This is a genomic window from Streptomyces paludis, from assembly GCF_003344965.1.
In the GTDB taxonomy this organism is placed as follows: domain Bacteria; phylum Actinomycetota; class Actinomycetes; order Streptomycetales; family Streptomycetaceae; genus Streptomyces; species Streptomyces paludis.
This window is the reverse complement of the sequence record NZ_CP031194.1, coordinates 7,162,336-7,174,849: the sequence shown is the minus strand read 5'-3', so window position 1 is coordinate 7,174,849 and position 12,514 is coordinate 7,162,336. Positions and strand designations below refer to the sequence as shown.

At 73.2% G+C, this 12,514-nt stretch carries 14 protein-coding genes; 3 read left to right on the top strand and 11 right to left on the bottom strand.

Going from position 1 to position 12,514, the window contains the following annotated elements; all coding sequences use genetic code 11:
- Positions 1–50 precede the first annotated feature (50 nt).
- Positions 51–515 carry a universal stress protein gene (locus tag DVK44_RS31680; protein WP_228447448.1) on the top strand — a complete coding sequence of 155 codons (465 nt, stop codon included), beginning with the start codon at positions 51–53 and terminating at the stop codon, positions 513–515.
- Between the two features lie 46 nt (positions 516–561).
- Here the strand turns inward: DVK44_RS31680 and DVK44_RS31675 are convergent, their stop codons facing one another.
- Positions 562–1,743, bottom strand: coding sequence for a CapA family protein (locus DVK44_RS31675; protein WP_114664057.1), 1,182 nt, complete (start codon positions 1,741–1,743; stop codon positions 562–564).
- A gap of 298 nt (positions 1,744–2,041) precedes the next feature.
- On the opposite strand from DVK44_RS31675, the gene DVK44_RS31670 reads away from it, so the two are divergent.
- Positions 2,042–2,689, top strand: coding sequence for a sigma-70 family RNA polymerase sigma factor (locus DVK44_RS31670; RefSeq protein WP_114664056.1), 648 nt, complete (start codon positions 2,042–2,044; stop codon positions 2,687–2,689).
- Positions 2,690–2,736: 47 nt separating this feature from the next.
- Here the strand turns inward: DVK44_RS31670 and DVK44_RS31665 are convergent, their stop codons facing one another.
- Positions 2,737–2,952 (bottom strand): zf-HC2 domain-containing protein, encoded by a 216-nt coding sequence (locus tag DVK44_RS31665; protein WP_114664055.1) that lies wholly within the window; start codon positions 2,950–2,952, stop codon positions 2,737–2,739.
- A gap of 123 nt (positions 2,953–3,075) precedes the next feature.
- Here DVK44_RS31665 and DVK44_RS31660 point away from each other — a divergent pair, with 123 nt between their 5' ends.
- The gene (locus tag DVK44_RS31660; protein WP_114664054.1) at positions 3,076–3,597 is read left to right on the top strand and encodes a hypothetical protein; all 522 of its coding nucleotides are present in this window, start codon (positions 3,076–3,078) and stop codon (positions 3,595–3,597) included.
- Between the two features lie 53 nt (positions 3,598–3,650).
- On the opposite strand, the gene DVK44_RS31655 is transcribed toward DVK44_RS31660, so the two are convergent.
- The 9 genes from DVK44_RS31655 to DVK44_RS31615 all read right to left on the bottom strand — a co-directional run bounded on the left by DVK44_RS31655 (position 3,651) and on the right by DVK44_RS31615 (position 12,514).
- A complete protein-coding gene (locus DVK44_RS31655) occupies positions 3,651–4,844 on the bottom strand; it encodes a histidine kinase (RefSeq protein ID WP_114664053.1) in 1,194 nt (397 codons plus the stop codon).
- Complete coding sequence (locus DVK44_RS31650; RefSeq protein ID WP_114664052.1) at positions 4,841–6,307, bottom strand: sodium/solute symporter; 1,467 nt, start codon at positions 6,305–6,307, stop codon at positions 4,841–4,843. Before DVK44_RS31650 ends, DVK44_RS31655 begins: the two co-directional genes overlap by 4 nt.
- Positions 6,304–6,603 carry a hypothetical protein gene (locus DVK44_RS31645; RefSeq protein WP_114665565.1) on the bottom strand — a complete coding sequence of 100 codons (300 nt, stop codon included), beginning with the start codon at positions 6,601–6,603 and terminating at the stop codon, positions 6,304–6,306. Before DVK44_RS31645 ends, DVK44_RS31650 begins: the two co-directional genes overlap by 4 nt.
- 137 nt (positions 6,604–6,740) lie before the next feature.
- Complete coding sequence (locus tag DVK44_RS31640) at positions 6,741–7,493, bottom strand: LytR/AlgR family response regulator transcription factor (RefSeq protein WP_114664051.1); 753 nt, start codon at positions 7,491–7,493, stop codon at positions 6,741–6,743.
- Positions 7,494–7,590: 97 nt separating this feature from the next.
- A complete protein-coding gene (locus DVK44_RS31635; protein ID WP_114664050.1) occupies positions 7,591–8,976 on the bottom strand; it encodes an MFS transporter in 1,386 nt (461 codons plus the stop codon).
- 180 nt (positions 8,977–9,156) lie between these two features.
- Entirely contained in the window at positions 9,157–9,765 is a 609-nt protein-coding gene (locus tag DVK44_RS31630; RefSeq protein WP_114664049.1) for a bifunctional 4-hydroxy-2-oxoglutarate aldolase/2-dehydro-3-deoxy-phosphogluconate aldolase, read from the bottom strand.
- Positions 9,752–10,513, bottom strand: a complete 762-nt coding sequence (locus tag DVK44_RS31625) for an IclR family transcriptional regulator (RefSeq protein ID WP_114664048.1) — start codon at positions 10,511–10,513, stop codon at positions 9,752–9,754. Before DVK44_RS31625 ends, DVK44_RS31630 begins: the two co-directional genes overlap by 14 nt.
- On the bottom strand, positions 10,485–11,519 hold the full coding sequence (locus DVK44_RS31620; protein ID WP_114664047.1) for a sugar kinase: 1,035 nt from the start codon (positions 11,517–11,519) through the stop codon (positions 10,485–10,487). Before DVK44_RS31620 ends, DVK44_RS31625 begins: the two co-directional genes overlap by 29 nt.
- Positions 11,516–12,514 carry a 2-hydroxyacid dehydrogenase gene (locus tag DVK44_RS31615; RefSeq protein WP_114664046.1) on the bottom strand — a complete coding sequence of 333 codons (999 nt, stop codon included), beginning with the start codon at positions 12,512–12,514 and terminating at the stop codon, positions 11,516–11,518. The genes DVK44_RS31620 and DVK44_RS31615 overlap by 4 nt, the downstream gene beginning before the upstream one ends.

Genomic DNA, 12,514 nt, shown 5'->3' with positions numbered 1-12,514 from the left:
GCCGGGGGCGCCGGTCGGCGCGGCCACCGGAAACGGATAGCCTGCGTGCCGTGACCGACCAGCAGCAGCCCACCCAGTTCGAACGCGGGACCGACGGCCCGAAGGTGATCGTCGTCGGTGTGGACGGTTCGTCGTCCTCGTACCGCGCCGCCGCCTACGCCGGTGGTCTGGCGCGGCGGCAGAAGGCGCTGCTGGCCGTCGTCTACGTGCAGCCCGTGATGGCGGCCGGCGCGTCCCTCGGTATGCCGGTGGCGGGGACGACCGCGGAGATCGCGGAGGAGCTGGCGGAGGAGATCCGGGTGGCCATAGAGCGGGTCAGGGATGTCTGGGACGTGCGCTGGGAGTTCCACACCTTCCACGGGGACCCGTACAACGGGCTGGTCACGGCGGCGGACGAACTGACGGCGGACGCCGTGGTGGTGGGCGCCTCGGAGTCGGCGGGCCACCGGTTCGTGGGTTCGGTGGCGGTGCGGCTGGTGAAGGCGGGCCGCTGGCCGGTGACCGTCGTCCCGTAACCCCGCCGGGCCGGGGAGTTGCCCGTGTCCGGGAGGCGGTACGTCATCAATCGCGGCCCAGGGCGAGTCCGTCGGCGGCGGCGCCGCGGCTCAGGACGGCGGCGCTGATCCCGGCGAGCGCGTCGGCGTAGTCCTCCCGGTCCGGGTCCGCGCGCACGGCGTCGCGCAGATCCACCACGCGGCCCGTGTCCGTGTCCATCATCTGCGGGACGAACTCCGCCTTCCGCACCGGCCAGCGCTCCCCGGGCGCGGCGGGCGGCGCGAAGGTGAAGCGGCCGATCGAGCCCTGGTTGCCGCGTCCGTCGAGTTCGCCGTCGTCATTGGTCATGATCCCGGCGATCTGGTCACCCATCCCGTAGATGATCCAGGTGCCGTTGACCTTCTCGTACGCCTGCGGGACATGGGCGTGTGTGCCGAGGATCAGATCGATGTCGGGGCGGCTGCCGGTACGGGACGCGGTGAGCCGTTTCCCGAGGTCGAGCTGGATCTCGTCGGGGGCCGTCTGCCACTCGGTGCCCCAGTGGAGGCTGACCACCACGACATCGGCGCCGGCGCGCCGGGCGGCGCGGGCGTCGGCGACGATCTTCTTCTCGTCGATGAGGGCGACCGCCCAGGGCTCTCCGTCGGGCAGCGGATAGTCGTTGGTGCCGTAGGTGTAGGAGAGTTGGGCGATCCGGGCGCCGCCCGCCGTCAGGGTGGCCGGGCGGGCCGCCTCGGCGTCCGAGCGGGCCGTGCCGGCGTGCCGTACGCCCGCCTTGTCGAGGGCTTCGAGGGTGCGCCGTACCCCGGCGGAGCCGTCGTCCAGGCTGTGGTTCGAGGCGGTGGAGCAGGAGTCGTAGCCGGTGTCCTTGAGTCCCTGGGCCACCTCGGGCGGGGAGACGAAGGCCGGGTAGCCGCTGAAGGGGCCGTCCTCCTCCCCCGCCACGGTCTCCATGTGGCAGATCGCCACGTCCGCCGCGGCGACGACGGGCCGGACGCCGGCGAGCATCGGCGCGAAGTCGTGTCCGGAGCCGCCCGCGTCCGCGCGGGCCCGGTCGATGACCGAGTCGTGCGGCAGGACATCGCCCGAGGCGACGAGGGTGAATCCGCGCGCGGACGCCGGGGCCGGCGCGCCGGTGGCCGGTGGCCCGTGCGGGGATGTGGGGGTCCGGGGGGCCGCGCAGGCCGCCGCCGCTGTCATGAGCAGCGCCGCGGCGGCCACTGCTCCCTGTCGCACACGCTGTGTCATGGGTCGGGCTCCGGGGTCCGGGGATACCGTTCCCGTGAATACATATAGTCATATAAATGGATGTCAAGTAAGCAAGGGGACACCACGCCCGAATAGGACCGAACGGCGTCCCCCGGCCATCCGCCGGACCGGCCCCCGCCCGGCCCCCGCCCGGCCGCCGACCGTTCACCGCACCACTCGTCGCAGTGAGCGACCGCTCGTCGCAGATCTCTGCCCGCTGTCTGTCCCCCGGCGCCGCCATGCGTTCGGATACGCCGCACGGACCCAGCGCGAGAACGGCGAGAAAGGGCGACCCACGATGACCACCGCTACCGCTACCGCCACGAGCACCGCCACCGCCACCAGCACCGCCGCCGGCACCGGCACGACCGCCGGCGCGGCCACCGAGGCGACCACCGACGAGCGGGCCCTGGCCGAACTCCAGCGGTGTCACGGCCCCGCCCTGCTCCACTTCCTGCTCGGTCTGGTCTACGGCGACCGCCAGCGCGCCGAGGACCTCGTCCAGGAGACGCTGGTACGGGCCTGGCTCCACCCCGAGGCGTTCGACGCCCCTTTCGAGTCGATGCGGCCCTGGCTGTTCACCGTCGCCCGCCGGCTGGCCATCGACGCGCGCAGATCCCGGCTGGCCCGCCCGCCGGAGGTCGGTGACGCGGTGCTGGCCGCCACGGCCGACCCCGAGGACCGTACGGAGAGCGCGGTCGCGGCCCTCGACGTACGGCGGGCGGTGCGGACGCTGAGCGGGGAGCACCGCGCCGTGCTGGTGCAGATCTACTTCCGCGGGCTCGGCGTCAACGAGGCGGCGCGGGTGCTCGGCATTCCGCCGGGCACCGTCAAGTCCCGTACGTACTACGCGCTGCGGGCCCTGGCGCACGCGCTGCCGGGCTACAGCCGGACCGGCGACGGGGCCGGGGGCGAGCCCGGCGAGAGGGCCGGTGACGGGGGCTAGGGCAGCTCCCGGGGCGGGTCCGGGGGCGGGGCCCAGGGCGGGTCCGGTCACCGCAGGTCGTCCTCGTCCAGCAGCCCGAGCAGTGACGGCGTGTCGGCCACCTCCCGGTAGGCCGCGCCGCATCCGTCGCACCCCGCCAGATGGTCCGCGACCCGCCGCTCCTCCTCGGGCGGGAGCGCGTCGAGCACATAGACGCCGAGAAGCGACCGTACATGTGGGCCGGAATCGTCCGCTCCATCGTCGGCGCCCTCACCGTCGGCCACACCCGTCACAATCCGCTCCCGTCAGCCGACCGATCCTGCTCTTCTGGCCACGCGGAGCGGCTGCCGCCGGTTCAATGCTCCCTTAAGCAGGTTTCGGGGGAACGGAAGGAAGGCGGAAAATCGATGCGTCCGGAATGCACTGAAGGGGAAGGGGCGGGCGGTGGCGGGCTGCTTGTCCCCATGGCGTGGATGTACGCGGAGTACATCGCCGACGAGCTGCTGCGCACCGGTGATCTCATGCCACCGACGACGCTGGAGTACCGGGCGGGCCGGGACGCGCTGGCCCTGACCATCTTCCTCTCGGACGGCTCGGTCGGCGGACCGCGCGTGGTGGCCAGAATGGAGGAGTGGCGCTCGCTCACGGCGTACGGGACGGGCTGGCGGGAGTGGGTCTGCGCCCGGCTCGACCGGCTGGAGGCGCTCGACTTCGAGTCCGGCTCGGGGACCCGTGATCCGGATCTGGCGCTGGCGGGGACGGCCTGGCGGTGGCTGGAGGAGACGGAGCTGCTGGCACCCGACCTCGACGCGATGGGCCCGTACGGCCCCGGTCCGCTGACCGCGGACGAGGCGGAGGGGCCCCAGGTGTGGACACCGGCCTGGCAGCTGGGGCTGCCGCTGGGGCATCTGGCGATCCATCTGTTCTGAGGTTCCGACCGCACGGCCGTCCCGGCGGTCACGGCCGTCCCGGCGCTCCCGCGTCAGCTGCCGTGCACGCCCGCGCGGTACTTGGGCACACGTACCGTGATCTTCATCCCCGCGCCGACGCCCGTCTCGATGACGAGGCCGTACGCGTCCCCGTACACCTGGCGCAGCCGCTCGTCCACGTTGAGCAGCCCGATCCCGGTGGAGGCGCCGCCCTCGCCGCGCAGGATCCGGCGCAGCCGGTCCGGCTCCATGCCGACGCCGTCGTCCTCGATCACCACCTCGGCCTCGGCGCCCGCGTCGAGCGCGCTGATGGTGATCCGGCTCGCGGTGGCGTCCGCGCCTTCGAGACCGTGCTTGACGGCGTTCTCCACGAGCGGCTGGAGACAGAGGAACGGCATGGCGACGGGCAGCACCTCCGGGGCGATCTGGAGGGTGACCGAGAGCCGCTCACCGAACCGGGCCCGGACCAGGGCCAGATACTGGTCGATGGAGTGCAACTCGTCGGCGAGCGTGGTGAAGTCGCCGTGACTGCGGAACGAGTAGCGGGTGAAGTCCGCGAATTCCAGCAGGAGTTCACGGGCACGGGCCGGGTCGGTACGGACGAACGAGGCGATCGCGGCCAGCGAGTTGAAGAGGAAGTGCGGGGAGATCTGGGCCCGCAGCGCCCTGATCTCCGCCTCGATCAGCCGGGTGCGGGAGCGGTCCAGCTCGGCCAGTTCCAGCTGTACGGAGACCCAGCGGGCCACCTCGCCGACCGCCCGCGCCAGCACCGCGGACTCGCGCGGCGCGTAGGCGACCAGGGTGCCGAGCACCCGGTGGTCGACGGTCAGCGGAGCCGCCACGGCCCAGCGCTGCGGGCAGTCGAGGTCGTCGCAGGCGTCCGCGAAGGCCGTACCGCGACCGCTCTCCAGCAGCGCGCCGATCCGCTCCATCACCCGGGCGCCGTGGTGGTCGCCCGTACCGTCCCAGGCGAGGACCCGCTCCCGGTCGGTGAGACAGAGCGCGTCCGTGCCCAGCAGCGAGCGCAGCCGGCGGGCCGCCTTGCGGGCGCTCTCCTCGGTGAGCCCGGCGCGCAGCGGGGGCGCGGCGAGCGAGGCGGTGTGCAGGGTCTCGAAGGTGGCGTGTTCCACGGGGGTGCCGACATCGCTGGTACGGCCGTGCGGCGCGGTGCGCCGGCCGAGGACGAAGCCGCCCGCGACGAGCAGCGGGCCCAGGGTGATCAGTACGGCGAGCGCGGATCCGCTCATGTCAGGCCCTCCGGCAGATGGAAGCGGGCCATCGCCGCGTTCGTGCCCGCCGGTATCCGGCTCCGGGTGGCCAGCGAGACAAGGATCATGGCGAGGAAGCCGACGGGCACGGACCAGACGGCGGGCCAGGCGAGCAGCGCGTGCGGCCACCCCGACCGTACGGTCCCGGTCACCGTGATGACCGTCGCGGCGAACGAGAGCCCGCCGCCGAGCAGCAGTCCGGCGGCGGCCCCCGGCGGGGTGAGCCCCCGCCACCAGATGCCGAGCACGAGCAGCGGGCAGAACGACGACGCGGAGACCGCGAAGGCCATGCCCACCGAGTCGGCCACCGGCGCCCCGGCGACCAGCAGCGACCCGCCGAGCGGGACGGCCATGGCGATCGGGGTGGCCAGCCGGAACTGCCGTACCCCGCGCGCGGGCAGCACGTCCTGGGTGAGGACCCCCGCGACGGCCATGGTCAGCCCGGAGGCGGTGGAGAGGAACGCGGCGAAGGCGCCGCCCGCGACCAGCGCGCCGAGCAGATCACCGGCGAGCCCGCCGAGCGCCCGGGCCGGCAGCAGCAGGACGGTGGCGTCGGCGTCCGTACCGCGGGGCAGTACGGGGACGTAGAGCCGGCCCAGCGCTCCGTAGACGGGCGGCAGCAGATAGAACGCGCCGATCAGCGCCAGTACGGCGACGGTGGTGCGGCGGGCGTCCCGGCCACCGGGGCTGGTGTAGAAGCGGACGACGACATGCGGCAGTCCCATCGTGCCGAGGAAGGTCGCGATGATCAGGCCGTAGGTGGCGTAGAGCGGATGGTCCGCGCGGACGGCGACGGCGGCGGCCAGGGCCGCTTCGGGGCGCGGCCGTCCCTGACCCCACCAGGCCATCAGCAGGAAGACCGCCGGGACAAGCAGCGCGGTGAGCTTGAGCCAGTACTGGAACGCCTGGACGAAGGTGATGCTGCGCATCCCGCCCGCCGCGACGGCCACCACCACGACGAGTGCGACGAGCACCCCGCCGAACCAGCCGGGCGCACCGGTGAGGATCTTCAGCGTCAGCCCGGCGCCCTGGAGTTGGGGGACGAGATAGAGCCAGCCCGCGCCGACGACAAAGACCCCGACCAGCCGGCGCACGGCGCGCGATTCGAGCCGTCCCTCGGCGAAGTCGGGGAGGGTGTACGCGCCGGAGCGGCGCAGCGGGGCGGCGACGAACACCAGCAGGACGAGATAGCCGGCGGTGTAGCCCACGGGGTACCAGAGCATGTCGGGGCCGTGCAGCAGCACCAGTCCGGCGACGCCGAGGAAGGAGGCAGCGGAGAGGTACTCCCCGCTGATCGCGGCGGCGTTGAGGGAGGGCCCGACGGTGCGGGAGGCGACGTAGAAGTCGGAGGTGGTACGGGATATCCGCAGCCCGAAGCCGCCGACGAGGACGGTGGCGAGCACGACGACGGCGACGGCCGTGACGGGGTAGCTCTGGTTCACGGGGCGGGCCGGCCCTTCACGAGCCGGGCGAAGTCGCGCTCGTTGCGCTCGGCGCGCCGGACGTACCACCAGCCGCCGAGGGTGAGCAGCGGGTACGCGGCGAAGCCGAGCACGACCCAGACGGCGGTCGCGTCGCGCAGCGCGGCGAAGGCCAGCGGGAGGGTGCCGACGGTCAGCGCGAGGACCCCGAACACGGTGAGCGCGGCGCGCAGTTGGCCGCGCATGAGGGAGCGGACGTAGGCGTCGCCGAGCGCGGTGTGTTCGCGGATCTCGGCCTGGGCGCGGTAGCGGGGCAGCGGGCGGACGCGCCGGGGCTCACCGGTGACGACCTCACGGCGGGGCGCGGGCGCCGGCGCGGGGGCGGGCGCGGGGGCTCCCGGGTCGGTCCTCGGGTCCGTCTTCGGGTCGGCCTCGGGGTCGGCCTTCGGGTCCGTCACCGGGGCCGCCGCATCAGCAGTTCCCGCAGCGCGCGGGCGTGCCGGCGGCTGACGGCCAGCTCCGCGTCCCCGACGCGGACGCTCATCGCGCCCGCGTCGAGACGGAGTTCGTCGACGCGGTCGAGCGCGACCAGATGGCGGCGGTGGATCCGTACGAAACCGCGTGGCCCCCAGCGCTCCTCCAGGGTGGTGAGCGGTATCCGGACCAGATGGCTGCCGGTGTCGGTGTGCAGCCGGGCGTAGTCGCCGCGCGCCTCGGCGTAGGCGATGTCGGCGACGGCGACGAGGCGGATCACCCCGCCCCGTTCGACCGCGATCTGGTCGGCGGCCGGGGCCCGTTCCGGCAGCGGGGCGCGCTCTCCCACGAGTCCGGCGACCCGGCGTACGGCCTCGGCGAGGCGCTCCCTGCGGACGGGTTTGAGCACGTAGTCGACGGCCTTGAGGTCGAAGGCCGTGACGGCGAAGCCCTCGTGGGCCGTGACGAAGACGATCAGCGGGGGTTCGGCGAAGCCGGCCAGCAGCCGGGCGACATCGAGCCCGGTCAGCCCGGCCATGTGGATGTCGAGGAAGACGACATCGACGGCCCCGGGTCCGCCGGGCCCCGCCTCCAGCGCGGCCCCGATACGGCGCAGCGCCTCCGTGGCACCGGTGGCCCCCTCGGCGGTGCGGACGCGGGGGTCGGCCCTGAGCAGGTAGAGCAGCTCTTCGAGGGCCGGCTCTTCGTCGTCCACAGCGAGTACGCGCAGCATGAGGCCGGAGTGTAGGGCCTGCCGAGCGGATCTGGCCGGATCCGGACGGGCCCGTGCACCGGGACCGACGGAACCACCGTCGGTCCCGGTGCGGGACTCAGTGGCGCGACGCCGTGGTGGGCGCGTCGGGGCGGGGGCCGGAGGTCTTGTCCGTACCGGCGTCGGCCCTGGCGGTACGCCGTGCGAGCGCGACGGCCAGGAGTGTCAGGAACTGGCACAGGACGACGAAGCCCACCACGAGCCAGGGGCCGCCGCTCACGGCGACGAGGGCCGTGGCGATGAAGGGCGTCGTACCGCCGAGCAGCATCACGTTCAGTTCGCGCGAGGCGGCGATGGCGGTGAACCGGTAGCGGGTCTCGAAGAGTTCGGCGAGGAACGCGGACTGCGAGCCCAGCATGGCGCTCTGGCCGACCCCGTAGGCGATGGCCATGGCCAGGACGATCAGGACCGGCTGCCTGCTGTCGAGCATCAGGAAGAACGGCGGGATGTAGAGCGCGGTGAAGATCGCCCCGCCGGCCAGGACCGGCATCCGGCCGATCCGGTCCGAGAGATGGCCGAAGAGCGGGACCATGAAGATGCTGCTGCCGGTCGCCGCGATCACACCGACGGTGGCGACGGTCGCGGACATCTCCAGGGTGTTCTTGATGTAGCTGAGCGAGAACGTGTTGACGAGATACCCGGCCACGTTCAGGCCCGAGCCGCAGAGCACACCGATGACCAGCTGCCGGGGGCTCTCGCGGAGCGCCTGTATCAGCGGGATCCGCTGGGGCCGGGGCGCGCCCGACTTCTCGGCGTTCTTGACCGCGGTCTTCTTCGCCTCGACGAACTCGGGGGTCTCCTCGATCCGGCGGCGGATGAAGAGCGCGACACCGAAGATGACGAAGCTCGCGAGGAACGGGATACGCCAGGCCCAGTCGAGCAGGACATCGCGCGGGATGGCGCCGAGGATCGCGAAGAACCCGGTGGACAGGACGAAGGCCAGTCCGACGGACGCCTGGGAGAAGGAGGTGTAGAAGCCGCGCCGGTGGTCCGGTGTGTACTCCGACACGGCGGTGACGGCGCCCGCGAACTCGGCGCCCGCGCCGAGTCCCTGGAGCATCCGGGTGAGGGTGAGCAGGACCGGCGCCCAGACGCCGATCGTCTCGTAGGTGGGCAGCAGCCCGACGGCGACGGTGGCCACGCCCATGAGGGTGATGGTGAAGATCAGGACGGGCTTGCGGCCGACCCGGTCCCCGATGTGCGCGGCGATGAGTCCGCCGATGGGCCGTACGAAGAAGGCGACGGCGAAGATCGCGAAGGAGGCGAGGGTGCCGGCGACGGTGGACTGGTCGGGGAAGAACAGGGGGCCGAAGACGAGGGCGGAGGCGGCGCCGTAGAGCGCGAAGTCGTACCACTCGATGACGGTTCCGATGGAGCTGGCGATAACAACTCTTCTGGCGGCCCGCTTGTCGTACGCAGGTGGAGAAGGCGGCTGCTGTGTCACGGTGACTCTTTTCTGGATCGCTGTTGCTGTTCGTCGTTGAAAGGCAGAACGCGATGGGGAAACCAGGACGGATGCCGCGAAAGCCACGAATGCGGCGCTGCGGCGGGCATGGCGGGGTGCGGCGGACGGAGGGGGTGGCGGCGGACGGGTGTGGCGGGTGGCGGCGCGGGAGGGGTGTCCTCAGCGCGCGGCGACCGCCTGTCGCAGTGCGACGAGCGCGTCCGGGTCGGAGAGCGCGGAGCCGACGGCGACACCGCGGCAGCCCGCCGCGAGGAACGCGGCGGCGTTCGTGGCGTCCACCCCGCCCGTCGCGACGAAGTTGACCGTCGGGAACGGGGCGAGGTGGGCGGCTATCCACGCGGGGCCCAGCTGCCGGGCGGGGAACGCCTTGAGCCAGGTCAGGCCGGCGGCGAGCGCGGTGGCGATCTCGGTGGCGGTGGCCACACCGGGCAGATGGGGCAGTCCGAGGCGGGCCGAGGCGGCCACGACCTCGGGGTGGAACCCGGGTGCCACCGTGAAGGCGGCACCCAGGTCGTGTACGGCGGTCAGTTGCCCGACCGTGGTGACCGTACCGGCGCCGACGCGTTTGCCGGCCGGTTCGGCGGCGGCGACGGCGGCGCGCAGGGACGGGAGCGCGTCGCGGGACTGTACGGGGACCTCGACGAGTTCGACGCCGAACTCCCAGGCCCGCTCGCACATCGCGACCGTGTCGGCGGGCCCCAGATTGCGGAAGATGCCCAGGACGGGGTTGTGTGCGAGGTGGTGCCGGAAGAACTCATCGGTGGCCATGTTCGTCTCCTCTCCATCCGAGTCGTTTCGAGATCCGCTGCGCGGCGGCGCGGAACTCGTCGATGTGCCCGCGCAGTTCGGTCAGGGGTGCGGCGGCGCTGAGCGCGGTGATCGAAATGCCGTGGGTGGCCCGGCCCCGGGCGTCGAACACGGGCAGCGCGACGCAGTTGATGTAGTCCTCGTGCTCGCCGTCGTCCTCGGCCCACCCCCGGGACCGGGTCAGATCCAGCTCCGCTTCGAGCGCGGACCGGCTGGTGATGGTCTTGGGGGTGTAGCGCTCGAAGGTCGCGTGGTCGAGGATGCGGTTCCTGGTCGCCTCGTCCTGGTGGGCCGTGATGACCTTCGCCACGCCGGCGGTGTGGGTCTGGGCGGGCAGCCCGATCCGGGAGCCCATGGCGACGCTGCCGCGTCCGTCGATCTTGTCGACGTAGATGACGCCGTCCCCGACGAGTTCACCGAGGTGGACGGTGTGTCCGTACCGTTCGTTCAGCTCCTGGAGGACCGGGCGGGCCAGTGAGCGGGCCTCGACCTGGTCCAGCGCGAGCTGGCCGTACGCGATGAGCTGGAAGCCCATCGCGTAGCCGCCCTCGGGCAGCCGGCGGACGAAGCCTCCCTCCTCCAGGGTCTGGAGGAGGCGCAGCGCGGTCGACTTGTGGACGCCGAGCATCTCGGCGATCTCGCCAAGGGAGCGGGGGGTGCGCGAGACGAATCCGATGATCTCAATGGCGCGCGCGACGGTCTGCGACATGGGTGGCCTGCCCTTCGATCGGCGGTACGGGGGGCGTACCGGTGTGCGGCGGACCATTTTCCAGCAGTTCGACGGCGTGCCGGGCGAGCGGCAGGTCGGCGTGGTCGGACGGGGAGCGCAGGACCTGGGAGGCGGCGTAGTGGCCGAGGCGCAGCCGGGTGTCCTGGTCGCGGCCGTCGAGGAGTCCGCTGAGCCAGCCCGCCGCGAAGGCGTCGCCGGCCCCGACGGCGTCCACGACCTCGACCTTCCGTGCCGGGGCGCGGAACTCTCCGTCGGGGGTGAAGGCGACGGCCTCGACCGCGGCGTCCTTGACGATGAGATGGGCGGGTTCGGGGATCAGCGCGCGGATGGCGCGGGCGTCGGCGGTGCCCCAGAGGGCCTGCGCCTCGTCGCGGCCGGTGAAGACGATGTCGGCGTGCCGGGCGAGGTCGAGGAGTTCGGCCGCGCCGCCGCCGGGGCCCCACAGGACGGGCCGGTGGTTGACGTCGAAGCTGACCGTCGAGGGGCCCAGGGCGCGGTCGGCGACGAGCCGGCGGACAAGGGCCAGGCTGGGCGCGGAGAGGGCGGCGGTGATGCCGGAGAGATGGGTGACGCGCGCGGGCCTGGTCCGCCAGGCGGGGAGGTCGCCGGGGTGGGTGGCGGAGGCGGCGGAGCCGGTCCGGTAGTAGTAGACCTCGGTGCCGTCGGCGGTCGGATGCTTGAAGTAGACGGCGGTGGGGCGCCGCGGATCGCGCCGTACGAGCGTCACATCGACGCCCTGGTCGCGCAGCGCGTCGGTGATGAGGTCGCCGAAGGGGTCGTCGCCGACCGCGCCGGCCCAGGCGGTGGTGTGTCCGAGCCGGGCCATGAGGGCCGCGACATTGGACTCGGCGCCGCCGGGGCGCAGCACGAAGGTGTTGTCGGCGCTGATCCCGCCGCCGTACCGCGGGGTGACCATGACCATGGTCTCGCCGATGGCGAGCACATCGACCGGGGAGGTGCGGGGGGTGCGGGCGTCGTCGGTCATCGGGGCGCGCCGCCCTGGACGAGGTTGCGCGGGTCCGCGCCGTCGAGCCGGCGGAGCAGATTCTCGATGACTTCCGCCGCCCGGTCCTGGTAGGTGTTGTCGGCGGTGCCCGAGCAGTGGGGGGTCACGATGACGTTGTCCAGCTCCGTGAAGGGGTGGGGGGACGGCGCGGCGGTGCCGGGCGGGGCGGTCGCCGGGGTGGTCCAGACGTCGAGCGCGGCGGCGGCGATGGTCCCGTCGCGCAGCGCCTCGTACAGCGCGCGCTCGTCCACCACGGCTCCCCGGCCCACGTTGACCAGCGTGCCGCGCGCGCCCAGCCGGCGGAGCCGGGCGGCGTCGATGATGCCGCGGGTCTCCTCGGTGAGCGGGCAGGCGATGACGAGCACGTCGCAGGCGTCGGTCAGTTCGTCGAGCGCGGCCATGCCGTCGGTCCACTCCAGGTCCGGGTCGGCGGTGTCGCGCCCCCGCGCGGAGCGCCGTACGCCGATGGGCCGCATACCGGCCGCGCGGCAGAGCCGGGCGACGGCCCGGCCGATGTGGCCGAGGCCGATGATGCCGACGACGGTGCCGGGCAGGGTGGTGAAGACGGGCGCGGTGGGGTCGGTCATCCGGGTGCGCCAGCGTCCCTGGCGCAACTCGGCGTCGCGCCAGAGCAGTTGGCGGCGGGCGGCGAGGGTGACCATGAGGACGTGTTCGGCGATGGAGCGGCCGTGGCCGTAGGCGTTGGCGACCGCGACCCGGCCGGGGAGCCGGTCGAGGGGCACATGGTCCGTCCCGGCCGCCGTGATCTGGAGGAAGCGGAAGCCGGGGCCGATCGCGCCGGCGCACTCCGCGTCGAAGTGGACGCTGACGCAGGCGTCCGCGCGGCCGAGTCCGGCGAGCAGCCGGGGCCGGTCGGCGAAGGGCAGCGGGACCAGTTCGACGGAGCGGGCGGCCAGCTCCGCGCTGTCGCGCAGATACGGTCCGACGTTCTCGTCGGTGACGACGACACGCAT

Excerpts from the sequence above, each read along its gene's own strand:
- DVK44_RS31625 (WP_114664048.1), bottom strand. The coding sequence starts at position 10,513 with ATGTCGCAGACCGTCGCGCGCGCCATTGAGATCATCGGATTCGTCTCG.
- DVK44_RS31660 (WP_114664054.1), top strand. The coding sequence starts at position 3,076 with ATGCGTCCGGAATGCACTGAAGGGGAAGGGGCGGGCGGTGGCGGGCTG.
- DVK44_RS31640 (WP_114664051.1), bottom strand. The coding sequence starts at position 7,493 with ATGCTGCGCGTACTCGCTGTGGACGACGAAGAGCCGGCCCTCGAAGAG.
- DVK44_RS31675 (WP_114664057.1), bottom strand. The coding sequence starts at position 1,743 with ATGACACAGCGTGTGCGACAGGGAGCAGTGGCCGCCGCGGCGCTGCTC.
- DVK44_RS31655 (WP_114664053.1), bottom strand. The coding sequence starts at position 4,844 with ATGAGCGGATCCGCGCTCGCCGTACTGATCACCCTGGGCCCGCTGCTC.
- DVK44_RS31630 (WP_114664049.1), bottom strand. The coding sequence starts at position 9,765 with ATGGCCACCGATGAGTTCTTCCGGCACCACCTCGCACACAACCCCGTC.
- DVK44_RS31615 (WP_114664046.1), bottom strand. The coding sequence starts at position 12,514 with ATGCGTGTCGTCGTCACCGACGAGAACGTCGGACCGTATCTGCGCGAC.
- DVK44_RS31670 (WP_114664056.1), top strand. The coding sequence starts at position 2,042 with ATGACCACCGCTACCGCTACCGCCACGAGCACCGCCACCGCCACCAGC.
- DVK44_RS31620 (WP_114664047.1), bottom strand. The coding sequence starts at position 11,519 with ATGACCGACGACGCCCGCACCCCCCGCACCTCCCCGGTCGATGTGCTC.